We start from the raw sequence: 20,957 nt of genomic DNA, 5'->3' as shown, positions 1-20,957 counted from the left end.
TTGCGCGGGCACGCGCTCGGCGAGAGCGGGGCTGCTCAACCCGCCAGCAGTGGAATTGTCCTTGAGAAGATGCATCTCTGCCACTTTGCGTTTGGAGGCGAAAATTCTATAGTTGCGGTGCAAGTCAGAAGAAAAAATTTTCTCTTTGCGCGCTCGAAACGACACATATATAGAAAATAATTCCAGTCAACCCCGGATGTGGGGGAAGCGAGTATCGTATGCGGTTCTTGCCCGTGTTCCTCGATCTCAAGGCCGGTCCGGTGGTCCTCATCGGTGCGGGTGAGCTTTTGCGCGCCAAGCTGCGCGTGCTCACTGCGGCCGGTGCGCGCATTCGCGTGCATGCGATCGACGGCAATCAGGATCTGGGTCTGAGCTCCGAGGACGCCGCGCGTATCGACATTGCGGCGGCCGATCCACTGACCGCCGATCTCTCGGGAATCATCGCCGTCGTTTGCGCCGGCGCAGGCGATGTCGGCGTGGCGATGTCGGCCCGCGCCAAGGCGCTCGGCCTGCCCGTCAACGTCATGGACGATCTCGAGCATTCCAGCTTCATCTTTCCGGCGATCGTCGATCGCGGCGATGTCGTGGTCGCTATCGGCACCGGCGGCACGTCGCCGGTGGTGGCGCGGCGCGTGCGCGAGAAGATCGAGGCGCTGCTGCCGGCGCGCATCGGCGAACTCGCCGAGTTCATCGGCGGCTTCCGCAAATCCATCAACGAACGTATTGCCGAGTTTCCGCTGCGCCGCCGCTTCTGGGAGCGCGTCATCGACGGCCCGATTGGCGCTGCCATTCTGGCCGGCCGCAAAGGCGACGCGGACGCAGCGCTCAAGGCGATTTCCGATCCATCCGCTTTCGCGCGGGCCGACAAGCCGGAAGGATCTGTCGCGCTGGTCGGCGCCGGTCCAGGTGATCCGGATTTGCTCACCATCAAGGCGCTGCGCGCGCTCCAGGATGCCGATATCGTCTTCCACGACGAGCTGGTCTCGCCTGAAATTCTCGATCGCATCCGCCGTGACACGACGCGTGTGCCCGTCGGCCGCCGCGTCGGCAAGCCCGGCATCGGGCAGGACGCCATCAACAAGCGCATGATCGAGGCCGCGCAATCCGGCCAGCGTGTGGTGCGGCTGAAGGGCGGCGATCCCTTCGTGTTCGGCCGTGGCGGCGAAGAAGTCGAAGCGCTGCGTGCTGCCGGCGTTGCCTATTCGATCATTCCCGGCATTACCGCAGGCCTCGGCGGTGCCGCCGATTTCGAGGTGCCGCTGACCTACCGTCACGAAGCAACCCGCATCACCTTCCTCACCGCGCACAAGGCGCGCGACGCGGAAGTCGTGGACTGGTCGACGCTGACCGACGCCAGGATGACCGTCGTGGTCTACATGGGCATGACGGCTGCGCCCGCTATACGCGCTGGCCTGTTTGCCGCCGGCCGTTCGCCGGAGACGCCGGTCGGCGTGTTCGCCCGCGTCACGCGCCCCGATGCGCAAGGCGCGATCGGCACGCTGCGCGACCTGCCTGAGCTGGTGCGACGGACCAACGGCGGGCCTGCCATTCTCATCATCGGCGATGTGGTTCGGCATGCCGGATCGCTTCGCCGCCAAACCCCAAAGCAAATCATCTCTGACCTATTGGATGCAGCCGAATGACCTCCCCGCTTGAACAGAAAAAGATCAAAATCGCCGGCCCCTCGGTCGTGACCGCCAATCGCACCTGGGACGGCATCGTGGTGTACCGCACCGCCGCCAAGGGCTGGTCTGCCGACCTCTCGGAAGCCGCGATCGTGCGCAACTCCGACGAGGCGAAAGCGTTGCTTGCGGAGTCCGTGGCCGATGACGTGGGCGCGATCGGTCCCTATATCGCCCCGGTACAGGTCGGCGCCGACGGCAAGGTCGAGCCCGGCAATCTGCGCGAACAGATCCGCCGCACCGGCGTGACCATCGGACAGCCGGTCCAGGTTTAAGGCATTCTCTCATGTACGCTTACGACGAAATTGACCGCACGCTCGTCAACGAGCGCGTCTCGGAATTCCGCGACCAGGTGAAGCGCCGCCTGTCCGGCGAGCTCACCGAGGACGAGTTCAAGATCCTGCGGCTGCAGAACGGCGTCTATCTGCAACTGCACGCCTACATGTTCCGCGTCGCGATCCCCTACGGGACGCTGGCGTCCAACCAGTTGCGGGCGCTCGCCCACGTCGCGCGCAAATACGACCGCGGCTACGGCCATTTCACGACGCGGCAGAACATCCAGTTCAACTGGATCAAGCTCGCCGAGCTGCCGGATGCGCTGGCCGATCTCGCCGAGGTCGGCATCCATGCGATGCAGACCTCCGGCAACAACATGCGCAACGTCACCTCGGACCAGTGGGCCGGCGTCGCGCCCGGCGAGATCGAGGATCCCCGCATCTGGTCGGAGCTGATCCGCCAGCACACCACGCTGCATCCGGAATTCTCGTTCCTGCCGCGCAAGTTCAAGATCGCGATCACCGCGTCGGACCACGACCGCGCCGCGATCAAGATCCACGACATCGGGCTGAAGCTGATCAAGAACGAGAAGGGCGAGACCGGCTTCGAGGTTCTGGTCGGCGGCGGGCTCGGGCGCACGCCGTTCATCGGCAAGACCATCAAGCACTTCGTGCATGGCCGCGACATTCTCAGCTATATCGAAGCGATCCTGCGCGTCTACAACCAGTACGGCCGCCGCGATAACATCTACAAGGCGCGCATCAAGATCCTGGTGCACGAGCTCGGCATCGAGAAGTTCTCGCGCGAAGTCGAGGAGGAGTGGCAGCACATCCGCAACTCCTCGCTCCAGATCGACGACGAGGTGGTCGAGGACATCCGCTCGCGCTTCACCTATCCCGCCTACGAGAAGCTGCCGCACAATCCGGACGAGCTGCGCCAGGCCGCGGCCGATCCGGATTTCGAGGCGTGGCGCAAGAACTCGGTGGCCCCGCACAAGGTCCAGGGCTATTCCATTGTCACGATCTCGCTGAAGCCGATCGGCGCGCCTCCGGGCGATGCCACCGCCGAGCAAATGGATGCGCTCGCCGATCTCGCCGACAGATATTCCTTCGGGGAGATCCGCGTCGGCCACGAGCAGAACCTCGCTTTGCCGCACGTTGCCAAGCGCGACCTGCCGGCGCTGTGGAAGGCGCTCGACAAGCTCGGCTTGGCGACGCCGAACGTCAATCTGATCACCGACATCATCGCCTGCCCGGGGCTCGACTACTGCTCGCTGGCCAATGCGCGCTCAATCCCGATCGCGCAGGAGCTGACGCGGCGTTTCGCCAATCACGAGCTGGCCAATTTGATCGGCCGGTTGCACATCAACATCTCCGGCTGCATCAACGCCTGCGGCCATCACCATGTCGGTCACATCGGCATTCTCGGCGTCGAGAAGAACGGCGAGGAGGTCTACCAGATCACCATCGGCGGGCGCGCCGACGAAAGCGCAGCGCTCGGCAATCTGATCGGCCCCGGCGTCAAGTTCGACGAGGTCGCCGACGTCGTCGAGGACATCGTGGAAGCTTATCTGGCGCTGCGCGAGCGGCCCGAAGAGCTGTTCATGGACACCGTAAAGCGCCTCGGCGTCGAACCCTTCAAGGAGCGCGTTTATGCCACTCGTTAACGGCGGAAAGATCGCCGACGACAGCTTCGTCAAGCTCGCCGTCGACACGCCGCTGCCCGAGGGCGGCGACATCCTGGTGCCGGCCGAACGCTTCGTGGGCGAGGCGGATACGTTGCTCAAGCGGAACGGCAAGGTCGGCGTGATCTGGCCGAACAATCGCGACATCGCCGAGCTGGTGCCCTATCTCGGCAAGATCGCCGTCGTCGCGCTGGTGTTCCCGACCTTCCGCGACGGACGCGCCTACAGCCAGGCGCGGCTGCTGCGCGAGCGCTACAATTACCGCGGCGAATTGCGTGCGACGGGCCAGATCCTGCGGGACCAGTTCGTGTTCATGCTGCGCGCGGGCTTCGATTCCTTCGACGTCAAGAAGCAGGCCGACGCGGAAGCCTTCATGCAGACCGCGAAGCGCTACTCGGTGTTCTACCAGCCCACCGGTGACGGCCGGATCACGGCGCTGCACCGGCGCATGCAACTGCGTCATTCCGAGGGTGTCGGCACGTGAACGCAATCGCCTCTCCGGTGTCGTCAATCTCCGTCTCGGCGCTGCCCTCGGCGGAGGAGCTCGATCGCGCCTTGCGCGATGCCTCGCCCGCCGAAATCATCGCCGCTGCGTTGAAGACGGTCGGTCGCGACAAGCTCGCGCTGGTGTCGTCCTTCGGCACGGAATCGGCGACGCTGCTGAAGGTCATGGCCGACGTCGATCCGGCGATCCCGGTGATCTTCCTCGACACCGGCTGGCTGTTCGAGGAGACGCTGACCTATCGCGACACGCTGATCGCGACGCTGGGCCTGAAGGACGTCCGCTCGATCAAGCCTGCCGAGGAGACGCTGTCGCGCGAGGATCCCGACCGCGACCTCTGGTTCTCCGATCCCGACGCCTGCTGCCGTATTCGCAAGGTCGAGCCGTTGGCGCGGGCGCTGAAGCCGTTCGATGCGTGGCTCAACGGCCGCAAGCGCTTCCAGGGCAGCGCGCGCGCCGGCATTCCAGTGGTCGAGGACGATGGTGCACGGTTGAAGTTCAATCCCTTCGCCAATGTTTCGCGCGAGGAACTTGAAGCGATCTTCGCCCGTGCCAAATTGCCGCGTCATCCTCTGGTTGCGTCGGGATTCCTGTCGGTTGGGTGTATGCCTTGCACGAGCAGAACGGCCGAAGGCGAGGATGAGCGTGCCGGTCGCTGGCGCGGCCGGGCCAAGACGGAATGCGGCATCCACACGATGAAGACTTCGTAGCATGGTCACGCTGCCCTGCTACGAACAAGAAAATCCGGTTCCGTTGACTTAAGCGCGTTTCGACCCGAGTTATGCCTGCCATCGATGACGCCGACGTCATTGATGTGAATGGAGATGGACATGATGCGCCGTATCGTTCCGCTCGCGGCAGGACTGCTCGTGACAGGCTTGTTGGCAAGCTCGGCTCTCGCCGCTGACATCAATCTGCTGAATGTGTCGTACGATCCGACGCGTGAGCTCTATGTCGAGTTCAACAAGGCGTTCGCGGCAGCCTATCAGAAGGAAACCGGCAAGAGCGTCGAGATCAAGCAGTCGCATGGCGGCAGCGGTTCGCAGGCGCGCGCCGTGATCGACGGATTGCAGGCCGACGTGGTGACGCTTGCGCTCGCCTACGACATCGACGCCATCGCCGGCAAAGGCCTCGCGACGGCTGATTGGCAGAAGCGGTTGCCGCAAAACTCGTCGCCCTATACCTCGACCATCGTGTTTCTGGTCCGCAAGGGCAATCCGAAGGGCATCAAGGACTGGGACGATCTGCTCAAGCCGGGCATTGCCGTGATCACGCCGAACCCGAAGACATCAGGCGGCGCGCGCTGGAATTATCTGGCGGCCTGGGGCTTTGCGCAGAAGAAATACGGCTCGGCGGACAAAGCCAAGGATTTCATCGGAAAGCTCTATCAGCAGGTGCCGGTGCTCGACACCGGCGCGCGCGGCGCGACCGTGACCTTCGTCGAGCGCGGCGTCGGCGACGTGCTGCTCGCCTGGGAGAACGAGGCGTACCTGGCGCTCAAGGAATTCGGTCCGGAAAAATTCGAGATCGTGGCGCCGCCGCTCTCGATCCTGGCGGAACCGCCCGTGACGATCGTCGACAAGGTTGCCGATAAAAAAGGCACCCGTAACGCCGCCGACGCCTACCTGCAATATTGGTATACCAAGGAAGGTCAGGAAATCGCGGCGCGCAACTTCTATCGTCCGCGCGATCCCGAGATCGCAAAGAAACACGAAAACTCCTTCGCGAAGGTCGAGCTGTTCACGATCGACGAACTTTTCGGCGGCTGGACCAAGGCGCAGAAGGAACATTTTGCCGACGGCGGCGTCTTCGATCAGATCTACAAGAACTGATCGGGCGCTGTCGGCGGGGCTTAAACAGGGGGCCTGGTGAGCGCAATCGCAGCACGACGCCGGACATTGCCGGGCTTCGGTCTCACCATGGGGCTGACGCTGTCCTGGCTGTCGATCATCATCCTGATTCCGCTCGCGGGCCTGTTCCTGAAATCGCTTGAGCTGAGCCCCGAGCAGTTCTGGAACATCCTCTCCAGCCGCCGCACCCTGAATGCGTTGCGCGTATCCTTTGGACTCGCCTTTGCGGCCGCCTGCGTCAATCTCGTGATGGGCAGCATCATCGTCTGGGCGCTGGTGCGTTACCGCTTCCCGGGAAGGCGGCTGTTCGATGCCATCGTCGACGTGCCATTTGCGCTGCCGACGGCGGTCGCCGGCGTCGCGCTGACCGCGTTGTTCGCCGAGAAGGGCTGGCTCGGCGCGCCGCTTGCGGCGGCCGGCATCAAGGTGGCGTTCACACCTGTCGGCATCTTCGTCGCCATGATCTTCATCGGTATCCCCTTCGTGGTGCGCACCGTGCAGCCGGTGCTCCAGGACCTCGACCCTGAGATCGAGGAGGCCGCCGGAAGTCTTGGCGCGAGCCGCTGGCAGACCATCATCCGCGTGATCCTGCCCTCGCTCGGCCCGGCGCTGCTCACGGGGCTGGCGCTCGCCTTCGCACGCGCCGTCGGCGAATACGGCTCGGTGATCTTCATCGCCGGCAATCTGCCCAACGTCTCCGAGATCGCGCCGCTGCTGATCGTGATCCGCCTCTCCGAATTCCGCTATGCCGACGCGACCGCCATCGCGGTGGTCATGCTGGTCGTGTCTTTCGTCATCATCTTCGCCGTCAACCGGCTCCAGCGCTGGGCGCAGAGCCGGATCCCGGCACGCTGAGGGCGGATCATGACGATGCAGATCGCAGATTCGGTTCCGCTCTCGGCTCCCGACGCCAAGGCACGCGCGCATGCGGCGGCCGCGCGGAACAACCTGCGCACCGAACCGCGCGCGGTCCGCATCGTCATCATCGCGCTGGCGATGACCTTTCTCTCTGTCTTCGTCGTGCTGCCGCTGGTCGTGGTGTTCGCGCAGGCTTTCTCGAAGGGAGTCCTCGCCTATTTCGCCGCGCTGGCCGACCCGGAAGCGCTTTCCGCAATCAAGTTGACGCTGTTGGTTGCGGCAATTTCCGTCGGCCTCAATCTTGTCTTCGGCCTGGTCGCGGCCTGGGCGATTTCAAAATTCGAATTCTCGGGCAAGACCTTCCTGATCACGCTGATCGATTTGCCATTCTCGGTCAGCCCCGTCATCTCGGGCCTCGTCTTCGTGCTGCTGTTCGGCGCGCAGGGCTATTTCGGCGGCTGGCTGCGCGATCATGATATCCAGATCCTGTTCGCGGTGCCCGGCATCGCGCTTGCGACCACCTTCGTGACCTTCCCCTTCGTGGCGCGTGCGTTGATCCCGCTGATGCAGGAGCAGGGCACGCAAGAGGAGGAGGCCGCGATCTCGCTCGGCGCCTCGGGCCTGCAGACCTTCTTCCGCGTCACGCTGCCCAACATCAAATGGGGCGTGCTCTACGGCGTCCTGCTCTGCAATGCGCGCGCGATGGGCGAGTTCGGCGCGGTCTCAGTGGTCTCCGGCCATATCCGCGGCGAGACCAACACGATGCCGCTGCTGGTCGAGATTCTCTACAACGAATACCAGTTCGTCGCGGCGTTCGCGATCGCCTCGCTGCTGGCGATGCTGGCGCTGATCACGCTGATCGCGAAAACCGTTCTGGAAAATCACCTCGACGAAGGACACGACGCAAGTGAGCATTGAAGTCAGGAATCTCGTCAAGAAGTTCGGCAGCTTCAAAGCCCTCGACGGCGTCGACCTCAAGGTCAATGACGGCGAGCTGCTGGCGCTGCTCGGTCCGTCCGGCTCGGGCAAAACAACGCTGCTGCGCATCATCGCCGGCCTCGACTGGCCCGATTCCGGTGAGGTGTCTTTCAACGGCGAGGATGCGCTGGCGCAGGGGGCGCGCGAGCGGCACGTCGGATTCGTGTTCCAGCACTACGCGCTATTCCGCCACATGACGGTGTTCGAGAACGTCGCCTTCGGGCTGCGCGTGCAGCCGCGCGCGATCCGCAAGGACGAAGCGACCATCCGCGCGCGCGTCAAGGAGCTGCTCGATCTCGTGCAGCTCGACTGGCTCGCCGACCGTTATCCGAGCCAGCTCTCCGGCGGCCAGCGCCAGCGCATCGCGCTGGCCCGCGCGCTCGCGATCGAGCCGCGCATCCTGCTGCTCGACGAACCCTTCGGCGCGCTCGACGCCAAGGTGCGCAAGGAGCTGCGCAAATGGTTGCGTTCGCTGCACCATGAGATCAACGTCACCTCGATCTTCGTCACCCATGACCAGGAGGAGGCACTCGAAGTCGCCAACCGCGTGGTGGTGATGGACAAGGGCAAGATCGAGCAGATCGGCTCGCCCGATGACGTCTATGAGAGCCCCGCGACCGCCTTCGTCCACAGCTTCATCGGCGAATCCATCGAGCTTCCGGTCCTGATCGCCGACGGTCTCATCACGCTCGGCGACCGGCCGCTGCAGCTCGCGGCAGATGGCCTTGCGCCTGGCGCGTCAAGACTGTTCGTGCGGCGACACGACATGCTGGTCGGCCCGCCCGGCAGCGGGGCCTTCGAGGGCGCCGTGCGGCATGTCCGGAATTTCGGTCCCGTACAGCGGGCCGAGGTGGCACTCGCTGGCGGCGAGACCATCGAGATCGACGCGCCCCGCGACAGGGAACTGCGCGCCGGCGACACGATCGGCCTGGAGCCCCGCCGCTACCGGATATTTGCGGGCACCTGAGCGGGATCAAAGGGTCAATTTTTCCTCAATATTCACCTTTCAGCCACGGTTGGTATGCAACAACGGCCCCTGATTTTGGGGGCTCCTGTTCATGCGCGCCGCGGCCGCAATACTCATCACTTTGCTGCTCGCCGGCTGCGCCGGCAACGAAGCACCGGTCCAGCAACCCTCGATGTATGCCGATATGGCTGTCCCGGGCGCAAAGCTCGATGCGCAGGCGGCAGCGATCATGATTTCGCAATACCGCCAGAACAACGGGCTCGGGACCGTCGTGATCGACCCCGAATTGATGCGGCTCGCCGAATCCCAGTCCCAGGCCATGGCAGCGGCCAACAAGATGGACCATGACGTCCGCGCGCCGCTGGCCAAGCGCCTCAGCGCCGGCGGCTATCCGGCGACCGTTGCAGTCGAGAACGTCTCGGCTGGCTATCATACGCTGGCGGAAGCGTTTTCGGGTTGGCGCGACTCGCCCCCCCACCGCGCCAACATGCTCAAGAGCGGTGTCACAAAATTAGGCATCGCGGCGGGCTATGCTCCCGGCACCAAATACAAGGTGTTCTGGACCATGATCCTGGCCTCGACGGACTCCCGATAAGCCAGACTTGATCCCGGGATGCATTGACGCCGCGGCAGACTGTCGCCACGGTCGCTCGCCATCTGCTACTGTTCCCGCATGACCGATCATAGTCCAGAAGTCGCAACAATCCCCGCGAACGCGCAACGTGTCCTGGTCCTCCAGGGCGGCGGCGCGCTCGGCTCCTATCAGGCCGGCGCCTATCAGTCGCTCTGCCATGCCGGCTTCGAGCCGGACTGGGTCGCCGGCATCTCGATCGGCGCGGTCAACGCCGCGATCATCGCCGGCAACGAAGGGCAGACGCGCGTCAAGCGGCTCAAGGAATTCTGGGAGATGGTCTCCGCGCCGGTGCCGTGGAAGCCGATCGGCAAGAGCGATCACAGCCGCGAACTGTTCAACTCGACCAGCGCCGCATTGATCGCGACCTTCGGCGTGCCAGGCTTCTTCACGCCGCGCATCCCGCCCGCGCCGCTCTGGCCGCCCGGCAGCCCGCAGGCCGAGAGCTATTACGACACCGCACCGCTGAAGAAGACGCTGGAGCGACTGGTCGATTTCGACCGCATCAACGATCTGAAGACGCGGCTGTCGGTCGGCGCGGTCGGCGTCACCTCAGGCAACTTCAAATATTTCGACAATTTCGAGTTCAGGAAGCTCGGCAAGAAAATCGGCCCCGAGCACATCATGGCCTCCGGCGCGCTACCGCCCGGGTTTCCGTCCATCGTCATCGAGGGCGAGCATTATTGGGACGGCGGCATCGCCTCCAATACGCCGCTCGACTACGTGCTGGACGCCGAGACCGACCGCGATCTCCTGATCTTCCAGATCGACCTGTTCAGCGCGCGCGGCGATCTGCCGACCTCGCTGCTCGAGGCGACCGAGCGCGAGAAGGACATCCGCTTCTCCAGCCGCACGCGGATGAACACCGACAAGAACAAGCAGGTGCACAACGCCCGCAGGGCCGTGCGCGACCTGATTTCCAAATTGCCCGATTATCTCAAGAACGACCCTTCCGTGGAATTCCTTGCCAAGGTATCGCGCGAAAGCACCGTGACTGTGGTGCACCTGATCTACCGCAGCAAGAATTACGAATCCTCGTCCAAGGATTACGATTTCTCGCATGTCGCGATGGTCGAGCATTGGGAAGCCGGCGTGCGTGACGTGCATCTGTCGATGCGCCACAAGGACTGGCTCGAGCGGCCGCAATCCGGCGAGACCATGGTGACCTACGATCTCACGGGGGACGTCACTGCGCCCCCGCCAAAAAGGAGCGAGTAATATGGGAAGTCTGTCAGGCAAGAATGCCGTCGTGACCGGTTCGACCAGCGGCATCGGGCTTGCCTATGCGCGCGCTTTCGCCGCCGCCGGCGCCAACGTCGTCATCAACGGGTTCGGCTCGCCGGAGGACATCGAGAAGGAGCGCGCCAAGATCGAGTCCGATTTCGGCGTGAAGGCAGTCTATTCGCCCGCCGACATGACCAAGCCGGCCGAGATCGCCGGGATGATCGCGCTCGGCGAGAAGAGCTTTGGTTCGGTCGACATCCTCGTCAACAATGCCGGCATCCAGTTCGTCTCGCCCATCGAGGAATTCCCGCCGGAGAAATGGGACCAGATCATCGCGATCAACCTGTCCTCGGCGTTCCATGCCATTCGCGCAGCCGTCCCCGGCATGAAGAAGAAGGGCTGGGGCCGCATCATCAATACCGCTTCCGCGCACTCGCTGGTCGCTTCGCCCTTCAAGTCGGCCTATGTGTCGGCCAAGCACGGCATCGCCGGCCTGACCAAGACCGTGGCGCTCGAGGTCGCGACCAGCAAGATCACCTGCAACTGCATCAGCCCCGGCTATGTCTGGACGCCGCTGGTGGAGAAGCAGATCCCCGACACCATGAAGGCCCGCAATCTCACGCGCGACCAGGTCATCAACGACGTGCTGCTCGATGCGCAGCCGACCAAGGAGTTCGTCACCTCCGAGCAGGTCGCAGCCCTCGCGCTGTTCCTGTGCGGCGACGATGCCGCGCAGATCACCGGCAGCAACCTGTCGATCGACGGCGGCTGGACCGCGGAGTAGAGCGCGACGGCTGGCAAATGGCGGAGCCGAGCTCCGCCGTTTTCGTTCAGTGCGTCCAGGCCAGCGCCGTCTCGAATGCCGAGGACAGGTGCAGCTCCGCGAACATGATCTTGCCGGCGACCACGAACAGCACGCAGGCAAGGGTCAGGCGCAGCACCGTCTCGGGGACGCGCGTCGCGCTGAAGCTGCCGACGATGATGCCGGGCAGCGAGCCCAACAGCAGCACGCCCATCAGCGCCCAATCCACGTCGCCAAGCGCCCAGTGCCCCATTCCGGCGATCAGCGTCAGCGGGACGGCATGGGCGATGTCGGAGCCGACGATGGTCGCCACCGGCAGGCGCGGATAGAGCAGCAGCAGAACGGTGACGCCGACCGCGCCGGCGCCGACCGATGAAATCGAGACCAGCACGCCGAGCACGATTCCGGTGACGACGGTTGCGATCGCGGTGGTGCGGTCATCGACCTGCTCCAGGCGCCGGCGATAGCGCTCCATGATCGATCTGCGGAAGATCAGCGAGGTCGCGGTCAGCAGCAGCGCGAAGCAGAGCACGAGGTTGACGAGATTGCGCTCGGAATCGCTCTTGAGGTCGAGCTTCCACAGCACGAGCAGCGTCAGCGCGCTCGCCGGAAGGCTGCCGCAGGCGAGCCGCAGCACCGCCGGCCAGTGCACGCTGCGCGACCAGCCATGCACCAAGCTGCCGCCGGTCTTGGTGGCGGCGGCATAGAGCAGGTCGGTGCCGACCGCGGTCGATGGATGAATCCCGAACAGCAGGATCAGCAGCGGCGTCATCAACGAACCGCCGCCGACGCCGGTCATCCCGACCAGCAGGCCGACGCCGAACCCGGAGGCGACGTAGAGTGGATCGATCATGTCCAGGGAATCTTAGGTTTATCTCGTCAGTTGGGCAATATGACGTAGAATAAACTTTCCCTGCAGCGCAACCGATTGGGGGTAATAAGAAAAATCGTGCTGCGCTCCTGGCGATAGGTAGGCATTTCGCGTTGTTCCCGGGCGCGCTTCGAAGCAGCCGTTCCCCGAGGGCAGCACGCGAGGCAGGCGGAAGTCTATTTCCCGAACGCCAGCACGTGCAGGCCGAGCCGCTGCCGCACGATCCAGAACAGCAGCACCGTCTCGAAACTGAGCGAGATCGAGGTCGCGGCCGCAGCACCATGGCCGCCGAAGCGCGGCACCAGCGCGATGCAGAGCACCAGGTTCATCGCAAAGGCCAGCGCATAGGCCAGCGCGCAGATCTTCTGCTGGCCGAGCATGTTGAGCAGCCGTTCGACCGGGCCGATCGCGGATCGGACCACGAGGCCAATGGCGGCGACGAACATGATGTCGTAGCCGACCACGAATTGAGGCCCGAACAGCCAGAGCAGCGGCTTGCCGAGCGCGAGCAGCACGATGGTCGCCGCCAGCGACGGCCAGAACGTCCAGTTGATTGCATGCGCCACGTAAGCCGACAGCCGCGCCTTGTCGCCGCTTGCATTGTATTCGGCGAAGCGATGCGCGGTCGTCGCCGACATCGCGTAGTGGATGAAGGAGACCAGCGCGAGCGTCTTCACCACGGCGAAATAGACGCCGACCTCGTCGGAGGGGCGGAACTGCTGAAGCACCAGCACGTCGGTGTAGGACAGCAGCAGGTAGAAGCTTTCGACCAGCAGGATCGGCAGCGAGACGGCGAGCCAGCCGCTGACGTCGTAGGCCTTGGGACCGGGCTCGATGTGACCAGCGAGCTTGCGGTTCAGCACCACCATCTGCCCGGTCATCGCGATCCACACCGCGCCGGCACTCGCGATCATCGCGGCGACCGCGCCGAGATGATAGCCGAGCAGGAAGGCGCAGGCCGTGATGCCGATGATCAGCGCCTGGCGGATGATGAATTGCGGCATCAGGCCGAGCTGCATCCAGTCATGCGAGCGCGCGATGCCGTCCTGGGTGTTGGCGACGACGAAAGCGGGCAGCGTCATGCAGCCGATATAGAGCGGCAGCTCTTCGGCCGGCTCGATCCAGGGTGACAGCAATTTGACGAGACCGGCGAGGCCGAGCGAGACCAGCGCGGAAACGGCAAAGGTCAGCCAACGGCTGCCCGAGAGAAAGCCGCGCAGCAGCGCATGCTCGCCACGGGCGAGGTATTCCGGGATGATTTTTTGCGCGGAAGCCGAGATGCCAAAGTCCATCATGCTGCCGAGCAGCAGCACCCAGGTCCAGACATAGACATAGACGCCGTAGTCCGACGTCCCCATCCAGCGCGCGAGCAGAACCTGAGAGAAATATGCAAGGCCGGCGCTGATCACGCGGATGACGAAGATGGTGCCGGCCAGCCGCCGCGTCAGCGATGCTTCGCTCGACCCGCCCGTTAATTTTTCGCGCAGCCGCGCGATGAGGCCGGCAGGTCCGGTCGTTGCGGGTTCTGCATCCATCACGGCCAAATCGAAGGGTCCCCGAGGCGCGCACGAGTGCTGCGGCAGACTTGCCGCAGGAGCCCTGGGGATTAGCAACCATTCGTTAAGATTCGGTTGGATCAAGGATGTCGTCCTGGCGAATGCCAGGACCCATACCGCGTGATCTGTCAGGAGGAATTGGGTAGCAGTTCCAAAGAAGGAGTCTTCGCCAAACTAATCCCTGGGGTAATGGGTCCCGGCCTGCGCCGGGACGACAACTAATCCAAATTGGTATTGAACTCGTACGACTTCTCCGGTCCGACCAGCGTGAACTTCAGCGCTGCGCCGTCGGGCTTGGCGCCCGGCGGCAGTCCGTCGAGTTCGAAAGAAAATCGCTTCACGCCCGGTGGGCTGGGCTCGACCGGCGCCGGGATCGGCAACGCCCAATCGGGCGTCGGACCTTCCACATAGAGATTGACGGTGCGCGCATCCGGCACGACGACGTCCACCACCACATTCTTGGGCCCGTCGCGCTTGACGTCCCGGATGGTGAGCGGATTGGGATCGCCGATCGTGGCAGGCTTGGGCACGGTGTCGAGCGCTGCACGCAAATTGGCGTCCTCGGTCGAGGCGACGCTGTTGAAGCCAAGCTCGGCGCGGGCCTCGACCGGAATGCAAAGCTTTTCGCACACCGCATAATTGATCTCGGCGCGCAACGTCACCGGCTTGTCAGCCGCCTTGGCGATGATGCGCAGGGGCAGCACGATCTGGTCGTGATAGCCGATCGAATGGCCGCCCGCGCCGTCGTCGAATTTCTGCGGGGCCGGCCACATCACCGTCACCGCCTCGACATTGTCGGATTTCGAGAAATCGAAGCGCGGCGGAACGCCGGAATCGCCCGGCATGCGCCAATAGGTTTTCCAGCCGGGCTGGATCTGGAAGGCGATACCGCCGAGCAGGACGGCGCCGCTGCGCGATCCCGCCAGCAACCGCACCGCGGAATGTCCATCGCGCTGCCACGGCGATGCGTCGTTGGCATGGGCCGCAAGCGCCAGCGACGACGCGAGCAGGGTTGTCGCGACGCCAATCGCCGCACGCCGGGGAACTCTTGTCAGCATGGTACGTCTTTACAGGGTCACCCCGCGGCAAACCATTGAATTGCTTGTGATGGATGCACTTGAATCAAGGCCCTGCAAGCCTTGATTTGACAGCGGCCCGGCCCGACATCAGGATAGGAATTGAAACCGGAGTGCTTCACCGATGGCTCCCACAGGCAAGAGGACGGGCGAAAGCACCCGCAAGTCAGCCCCCGCGCTCCCGAGTTCGGCGGGCTACCTCGACGGCCAGCTGTTGATCGCCATGCCCGTGATGGGCGACGAGCGCTTCGAGCGCTCGGTGATCTATCTCTGCGCCCACTCCGCCGAAGGCGCGATGGGCATCATCGTCAACCACCCGGCCGGCAGCATCGACTTCCCCGAGCTGTTGCAGCAGCTCGGCATCATCAACAAGGGCGAGCACATCAAGCTGCCTGAGAACGCCGAAAGCATGAAGGTGCTGCGCGGCGGTCCGGTCGATACCGGCCGCGGCTTCGTGCTGCACTCCAGCGATTTCTACATCGAGAACGCGACGCTCCGGATCGACGACGGCGTCTGCCTCACCGCGACCGTCGACATCCTGCGCGCCATCGCCAACGGCTCCGGCCCCAAGCACGCCATCCTCGCGCTCGGTTATGCCGGCTGGGCGCCCGGCCAGCTCGAGACCGAAATCCAGAGCAACGGCTGGCTGCATTGCGACGCGGATTCGGATTTGATCTTCGGCGATGACGTCGACGAAAAATACGGGCGCGCACTGCGCAAGATCGGCATCGATCCCGGCATGCTCTCGAACGAGGCCGGGCACGCCTAGCGCCTCGCTGTCATGCCCCGCGAAGGCGGGGCATCCAGTACGCCGCGGCGCATCGGTTCTATCACAACTGTCTCGGAGTACTGGATCGCCCGGTCAAGCTGGGCGATGACACCGATTGCTGAGTAACGCCTACTCCGCCGCCTGCTGCTGGACCGTCGGCTCCGTGCCTGCGACCGTCGCGCGGCGCATGTCGCGGGGCTGCGACTGGTCGTAGCGGCGGACGCGGTGCATGGTCTGGCGGTTGTCCCACATCACGAGGTCATGCAGCGTCCATTTGTGGACGTAGACGAACTCGCTCTGGGTCGCGTGCTCGTTGAGATCGCGCAGCAGCAGCCGACCCTCGGGGACGCTCATGCCGACGATCTTGCCGGCATGCGATGAGAGATAGAGCGACTTGCGGCGATGAACGGGATGGGTGCGCACGAGACGTTGCAGCACCGGCTTGAACATCTGCTTCTCATCGTCGGTGTATTCGGTGAAGCCGAGCGATCCCCGCGAATACATCAGCGAGTGCTCGCAGACGAGGTCCTCGATCTCCGCCTTGGTCTCGTCGTCAAGCGCGTCATAGGCCGCGCGCATGTCGGCGAATTCGGTGTTGCCGCCCTTCGGGTTGAGCACGCGGGCCGACAGCAGCGAGAATTTTGCCGGGATGGGGCGGAACGAGCTGTCGGAATGCCACAGGCAGTTGCCGAGGTTGAACAGATGCGCGCGGCTGTCCTTTGCCAGCGGCTTGCCGTCCTTGCCGAGATTGGAGACGTCGTTCAGGCCCGATTGGAGGCGGTAGTCCTTTTCCTTCGTGACCGTGCCGCCGCGCGCGTCCTCGCGCTGGCCGAAATTCAACGCGAAAGCCATCTGCTGTTCGTCGGTGATGTCCTGGTCGTGGAACACCAGCACCGCATATTTGTCCATGGCGGCTTCGATCTCGCGCGCCTCGGCCTCGGTGAGAGGTTGCCGCAGGTCGAGGCCGGAAACCTCGCCGACAAAATGTTTGTGAAGCTGCCGGATGGCGATCGTCATGACGTTTCTCCCGCGAACCGCGAGCGGTTGGTCCGCTCTGTCGGTGAAAAAGTTACTCCCGTAACAAGCGATGTCAACGCTAGGCGCGCATAGCTGCCCGTAGCCCGGATGGAGCGCAGCGTAATCCGGGAAGTCTTCCCGCGAGGTGAGAACCCCGGAGTGCGCTGCGCTCCATCCAGGCTACGCACCTTTGGTGCCGCTCACGCGTTGCGCGCCATCAGGCCGCCGTCGACGGGGATCACCGCGCCGGTGAGGAAGGACGCTGCCGGCAGGCACAGGCTCAGCGTCATGTGCGCGACCTCTTCGGGGTCGCCGTAGCGGCCCAGTGCAGTGCGGCGCTTGGCGTAGATGGTCTTGTGCTCTTCCGAGATCCTGTCTGTGATGGCGGTGCGGACCGGCCCCGGGCAGATGCAGTTGACGGTGATGCCTTCGCGGCCGAGCTCCACCGCGAGCGAGCGGGTGAGGCTGGCGACGCCGCCCTTCGCCGCCGAATAGGGGCTGTGCAAAGCGGTGGCGCCGAGCGCCTCGGTCGAGGCGATGTTGACGATGCGCGGGCTCTTCGACTTGCGCAAGTGAGGCAGCGCGGCGCGGATGATGCGCGGATGAGCCGTCAGCATCACCGCGATACCCCTAGCCCAGGCGTCCTCATAGGCCTCGTCGTCGATCGCGACGCGCACGGAGATGCCGGCATTGTTGACGATGATGTCGAGCCCGCCGAAATGCGTCGCGACGTCGCCGACCACGCGCCTGATCTCATCGCCGTCGGCCACGTCGAGCTTCCAGGCTTTCGCGGCTCCGCCGCTTGCCGCGATCTCCTTCGCCACGGCGAGTGCGCCCTGCTCGTCATAGTCGGTGACGGCGACGTTGGCGCCCTCGGTGGCGAACACGCGGGCCGTTGCGCGTCCCATGCCGCTGGCCGCGCCGGTGACGAGAACAGTCAGGCCCTTCACGGAGCGGCTGAGCTGTTTGAAATCGGACATGGTGTTTCCTCGTGCTCTGCTTGTTCTTGTTGTGATTGACAAGGCTGTCATCGATCCGCAGACAGGTCAAACAAGCAAGACGATCGGGGAGGCCAGCGATGACGAACGAGCTCGATTTCTCAGGCAAGCAGGTGCTGGTCGTCGGCGGATCCAGCGGCATCGGCAACGGTATCGCGCAAGCCTTTCGCGTCAGGGGCGCGCAAGTCGCGGTCTGCGGCACGCGTGCTCACGCGAAGGAATATTCAGCTGAGGAGGGCTCGGATCTCACCGGTCTCTCCTACGCGCAACTCGACGTGGGCAATGCCGGCGCGGTCGAAGCGTTCAAGCCGTCGTTCGAACGGCTCGATATCCTGGTGCTCGCGCAGGGCGCGGTGCTCTATCGCCGCGGCGAGTTCGAGATGGCCGGCTTTCGCAAGGTCGTCGAGGTCAACCTGATGAGCCTGATGGCCTGCGCCACGCGATTTCATTCCATGCTGCGGGACTCGCGGGGATCGCTGATCATGGTGTCCTCGACCGCGGCCTATCATTCCACCATGGGCAATCCTGCTTACAACGCGTCGAAGACCGGGGCTGTCGGATTGACACGGACGCTCGGCGAGGCCTGGGCCGAAGACGGCATCCGCGTCAACGGCATCGCGCCTGGTCTGGTCGACACCAAGATGACGAGGGTCACGACCGAGAATCCCAAGCGGCTCGAAGGTGCACTTTCACGCATTCCGCTGCGGCGATTGGGCACGCCTGCTGACATGGCGGGCGCGGCGCTGTTCCTGGCATCTCCGCTGTCGTCCTACATTATCGGCCAGACGTTGGTCGTCGACGGCGGGCTGATTCTCTGAGTCCAATTTCAAGTCAGATGGAACTGCGCCGCTCCTGATCGGTTACTTGGGCTGACCCCCGAGGAGGAGCATCATGGATAAAGATCGGATTGTCGGATCGGCCAAGGAATTCGCCGGACGCGCGGAAGGCGCTGTCGGTGATCTCGCAGGCGATGCGCAGACACAGGCGTCGGGCAAGGCACGCGAAGCGGCCGGCACGGTGCAGAATCTCTACGGCCAGGCCAAGGATGCCGTACGTGACGCGACCGACACCGCGGCCAGCTATGCCAAGGACGCCTACGACAAGCCGGCCGAAACCTTGCGCGACGGTTCGCAGGCGATTGCCCAGAAGGTGCAGGACAACCCGCTCGGCGCGCTGCTGGTCGCCGGCGGCATAGGCTTCGCGCTCGCGTTGCTGATGGCACGGCCTTCCCGCCGCCCGCCGCCGCGCTGGCGCTATTACGGCTGAAGCCAAGGCGCGATAAGCATCAGGCCCCGGACGCAGCGCGGCGTGTAACGCCGCGTTGCCGAGCCGGGGCCTTTTTTTATGGATGTTGCAAGGCGGTGTCCGCTCTGCGGCTGCGCCGCGTCCGGGACATGAGATCAACTATCGGAACACTTCCGCCGATCGCCCGACATTGCCAGGCGGCCGCGGGATCGCGGGGTTGGGATTCGGATTGCGCGGCGCGGGCGCCAATTGACGCGGCGGGGGCGGCGGCGAGCCAAAGCCGAAGAAATCTCGCATCGATGGCGCTGCCTGTGCCGGTTGCTGCGGCACCGGTGGCTTCTTTGGCGCAAGCTTTGGCGGGGCGATCGCTGCGGCCGCACCCGGCGTGCCGCCATCAGGCGTCGTCGCGGCCACCGGCGTATCGCCCTTGGCCTGCTCGCGGCCGACTTCGCGGCGCGGCCAGGCATAATCGTCAGCGCGGCCGGCCGGCGCAGCCAGTGGCTCGCCCTTCACCATCGTCTTCGCAGCGAGCGCATCGACGGCGGCAGGACGTGAGCCCGGCCCACCCAGCAATTGATCGGTCGAGATCGAGGCCGCAACCAGCGGCACGATCGGGCCGGCCAGCGGCCGCGGCGCGGGCTTGCCGGGTTCGGCACTGGTGTCGGGGGTCGCCGGTTCGCTCGGCAGCGCGATCGGGCCGGAGCGCCCGGCGAGCAGGCGGGTGATCTCGCGTTCGACATAGTGGGCGAGCTTGCGCGCGCCGGGTTTTGTGAAATAGACGCCGTCACCGCTGCGGAGTTGACGGATCTGGCCTTCGAAGTCCGGGCCCTTCTGCAAGAAGCGGCCGGCCTCGTCGACAAAGCCGTCCCAGACGTCGACGTAAGTGATGCCGGCCTTGGCCGCGCCTTCGCGATAGAGCGAATCCAGGAACAGCATGTCCGCGGTGCCCTTGGGACCGCGGATCGCGGGCAGGCCGACCCAGAGCACCGGCACGCCCTTGGACTTGAGGACGTTGGCGAGCTCCTCGATCTTCTTGCCGTAGAGCTCGACCCAGCGTTCGTCGCGGAATTCGTAGAGGCCGTTCGGGTTACGCGCGGTCTTCTCTGGCGCAGCGACTGCGGGTGCGTCAGCGTTGTCGGCATCATCCTGCGGCAGGTCGGCATCGGCCGGTTTGTCGTCCGGCTTCGCGGCGGTGTCGCCGGGCTTGGCATCGCCGGGCTTGGCCGGTGGTTTGCCGCGCGCGCCCTTGTCGTTCTTCTTGTCCGTCGCCTTGTCCGATTTATCGGGCGCCGCCGCCTCGCGGATCGCGATGCGGTCGTTGAGGCCGAGCATCACCACGATCACGTCGGGCTTCTCGGTCTCGAGAATGCCCTTTGCAGCAGCCGTCCAGTCCGAGGGCTCACCCTTGGGCTGATACTTGATCAGGCCGGACGTGGTCTTGTGCTTGCGGATCACGCCCATGTCGGGCTGCTCGGTGTAGGCATCCTCCAGGCCGTAGGCGAGCCAATCGGCCATGGCGTCGCCGATCACCAGCACGTTCCTGTCGGGAATGGTCTCGCGCTTGGCCGGCGCCGGCGCGCGCGAAAAGTCCTGACGCGGTGCTTGCGGCTGTTGCTGCTGGAACGGCGCGAAGAAGTCGCCGCCGAACCATCCGCCACCGCCACCGCCACCTCCACCGTTCCGCGGCGGCGGCGGGGCCGCGCGCTGCGGTGGGCCGCCGAAGCCGGGGAAGTTGAAGAACTGCGCCGAGGCGGGTCCCGCGACCGACACCAGAATCGCAAGCGCCGTCCCCAGCGCGATCAGCGGGCCGGTCTCGGTCAGCACCTTGAACAGGGACTTCTTCGACATGCGATCTCGGCACGTGCAATGGGGATCAGGACAGGCTCGATATAATAACGGAATCGGGCGCCAAACGGGCAGATTCTCTTTCAGATTCTCTTCAGATCCTTGAGATCCTTGGCCCAAGATTAT

General features: G+C 64.5%; 21 protein-coding genes. 15 read left to right on the top strand and 6 right to left on the bottom strand.

Translation table 11 applies throughout. The annotated features are described in order from the left end of the window. Positions 1-218: 218 nt before the first annotated feature. From cysG to IVB41_RS13890, 12 genes are all read left to right on the top strand, one after another. Positions 219-1,643, top strand: a complete 1,425-nt coding sequence (gene cysG, locus IVB41_RS13945; RefSeq protein WP_247431925.1) for a siroheme synthase CysG — start codon at positions 219-221, stop codon at positions 1,641-1,643. Then, positions 1,640-1,957 (top strand): DUF2849 domain-containing protein, encoded by a 318-nt coding sequence (locus IVB41_RS13940; protein ID WP_027515471.1) that lies wholly within the window; start codon positions 1,640-1,642, stop codon positions 1,955-1,957. The genes cysG and IVB41_RS13940 overlap by 4 nt, the downstream gene beginning before the upstream one ends. An 11-nt stretch (positions 1,958-1,968) precedes the next feature. Continuing rightward, entirely contained in the window at positions 1,969-3,624 is a 1,656-nt protein-coding gene (locus IVB41_RS13935) for a nitrite/sulfite reductase (RefSeq protein WP_247283711.1), read from the top strand. Continuing rightward, complete coding sequence (locus tag IVB41_RS13930; protein ID WP_247283721.1) at positions 3,611-4,126, top strand: DUF934 domain-containing protein; 516 nt, start codon at positions 3,611-3,613, stop codon at positions 4,124-4,126. The genes IVB41_RS13935 and IVB41_RS13930 overlap by 14 nt, the downstream gene beginning before the upstream one ends. Further along, complete coding sequence (locus tag IVB41_RS13925) at positions 4,123-4,854, top strand: phosphoadenylyl-sulfate reductase (protein ID WP_247283730.1); 732 nt, start codon at positions 4,123-4,125, stop codon at positions 4,852-4,854. Before IVB41_RS13930 ends, IVB41_RS13925 begins: the two co-directional genes overlap by 4 nt. Before the next feature lie 120 nt (positions 4,855-4,974). Beyond that, positions 4,975-5,976: a sulfate ABC transporter substrate-binding protein gene (locus IVB41_RS13920; protein WP_247431921.1), complete on the top strand. Its 1,002-nt coding sequence runs from the start codon at positions 4,975-4,977 to the stop codon at positions 5,974-5,976. Positions 5,977-6,012: 36 nt separating this feature from the next. After that, complete coding sequence (cysT, locus tag IVB41_RS13915) at positions 6,013-6,849, top strand: sulfate ABC transporter permease subunit CysT (protein ID WP_081747971.1); 837 nt, start codon at positions 6,013-6,015, stop codon at positions 6,847-6,849. A 9-nt stretch (positions 6,850-6,858) separates the two neighbouring features. Beyond that, on the top strand, positions 6,859-7,770 hold the full coding sequence (cysW, locus tag IVB41_RS13910; RefSeq protein ID WP_247406302.1) for a sulfate ABC transporter permease subunit CysW: 912 nt from the start codon (positions 6,859-6,861) through the stop codon (positions 7,768-7,770). After that, positions 7,760-8,797, top strand: coding sequence for a sulfate/molybdate ABC transporter ATP-binding protein (locus IVB41_RS13905; protein ID WP_027570238.1), 1,038 nt, complete (start codon positions 7,760-7,762; stop codon positions 8,795-8,797). The genes cysW and IVB41_RS13905 overlap by 11 nt, the downstream gene beginning before the upstream one ends. Before the next feature lie 91 nt (positions 8,798-8,888). Continuing rightward, complete coding sequence (locus tag IVB41_RS13900; RefSeq protein WP_247283753.1) at positions 8,889-9,392, top strand: CAP domain-containing protein; 504 nt, start codon at positions 8,889-8,891, stop codon at positions 9,390-9,392. Between the two features lie 78 nt (positions 9,393-9,470). Then, entirely contained in the window at positions 9,471-10,646 is a 1,176-nt protein-coding gene (locus IVB41_RS13895; RefSeq protein WP_027570240.1) for a patatin-like phospholipase family protein, read from the top strand. Between the two features lies 1 nt (position 10,647). Beyond that, positions 10,648-11,436 carry a 3-hydroxybutyrate dehydrogenase gene (locus IVB41_RS13890; protein WP_247431918.1) on the top strand — a complete coding sequence of 263 codons (789 nt, stop codon included), beginning with the start codon at positions 10,648-10,650 and terminating at the stop codon, positions 11,434-11,436. A 46-nt stretch (positions 11,437-11,482) separates the two neighbouring features. On the opposite strand, the gene IVB41_RS13885 is transcribed toward IVB41_RS13890, so the two are convergent. From IVB41_RS13885 to IVB41_RS13875, 3 genes are all read right to left on the bottom strand, one after another. Next, on the bottom strand, positions 11,483-12,307 hold the full coding sequence (locus tag IVB41_RS13885) for a sulfite exporter TauE/SafE family protein (RefSeq protein ID WP_027570242.1): 825 nt from the start codon (positions 12,305-12,307) through the stop codon (positions 11,483-11,485). A 194-nt stretch (positions 12,308-12,501) separates the two neighbouring features. Beyond that, a complete protein-coding gene (locus tag IVB41_RS13880) occupies positions 12,502-13,869 on the bottom strand; it encodes a flippase (protein ID WP_247431915.1) in 1,368 nt (455 codons plus the stop codon). A gap of 230 nt (positions 13,870-14,099) precedes the next feature. Next, the gene (locus IVB41_RS13875; protein ID WP_027570244.1) at positions 14,100-14,939 is read right to left on the bottom strand and encodes a protein-disulfide reductase DsbD domain-containing protein; all 840 of its coding nucleotides are present in this window, start codon (positions 14,937-14,939) and stop codon (positions 14,100-14,102) included. Positions 14,940-15,081: 142 nt separating this feature from the next. Between IVB41_RS13875 and IVB41_RS13870 the strand changes: the two genes are divergently transcribed. Beyond that, on the top strand, positions 15,082-15,726 hold the full coding sequence (locus IVB41_RS13870) for a YqgE/AlgH family protein (protein WP_007605477.1): 645 nt from the start codon (positions 15,082-15,084) through the stop codon (positions 15,724-15,726). A 129-nt stretch (positions 15,727-15,855) separates the two neighbouring features. On the opposite strand, the gene IVB41_RS13865 is transcribed toward IVB41_RS13870, so the two are convergent. Then, complete coding sequence (locus IVB41_RS13865; RefSeq protein WP_027570245.1) at positions 15,856-16,743, bottom strand: TauD/TfdA family dioxygenase; 888 nt, start codon at positions 16,741-16,743, stop codon at positions 15,856-15,858. 200 nt (positions 16,744-16,943) lie between these two features. Continuing rightward, positions 16,944-17,723, bottom strand: a complete 780-nt coding sequence (locus IVB41_RS13860) for an SDR family NAD(P)-dependent oxidoreductase (protein ID WP_027570246.1) — start codon at positions 17,721-17,723, stop codon at positions 16,944-16,946. Positions 17,724-17,821: 98 nt separating this feature from the next. On the opposite strand from IVB41_RS13860, the gene IVB41_RS13855 reads away from it, so the two are divergent. Both IVB41_RS13855 and IVB41_RS13850 read left to right on the top strand, forming a co-directional pair. Beyond that, positions 17,822-18,559: an SDR family NAD(P)-dependent oxidoreductase gene (locus IVB41_RS13855; protein WP_247431911.1), complete on the top strand. Its 738-nt coding sequence runs from the start codon at positions 17,822-17,824 to the stop codon at positions 18,557-18,559. 73 nt (positions 18,560-18,632) lie between these two features. Beyond that, positions 18,633-19,007: a CsbD family protein gene (locus IVB41_RS13850; protein WP_027570248.1), complete on the top strand. Its 375-nt coding sequence runs from the start codon at positions 18,633-18,635 to the stop codon at positions 19,005-19,007. A 138-nt stretch (positions 19,008-19,145) separates the two neighbouring features. Here the strand turns inward: IVB41_RS13850 and IVB41_RS13845 are convergent, their stop codons facing one another. Continuing rightward, positions 19,146-20,834: an SGNH family hydrolase gene (locus IVB41_RS13845; protein WP_247283813.1), complete on the bottom strand. Its 1,689-nt coding sequence runs from the start codon at positions 20,832-20,834 to the stop codon at positions 19,146-19,148. Positions 20,835-20,957: the final 123 nt, after the last annotated feature.

Source organism: Bradyrhizobium sp. 44, from assembly GCF_023073095.1.
GTDB lineage: Bacteria > Pseudomonadota > Alphaproteobacteria > Rhizobiales > Xanthobacteraceae > Bradyrhizobium.
Note: the sequence above shows the minus strand (reverse complement) of the source record. Positions and strands in the feature narration are given on the sequence as shown.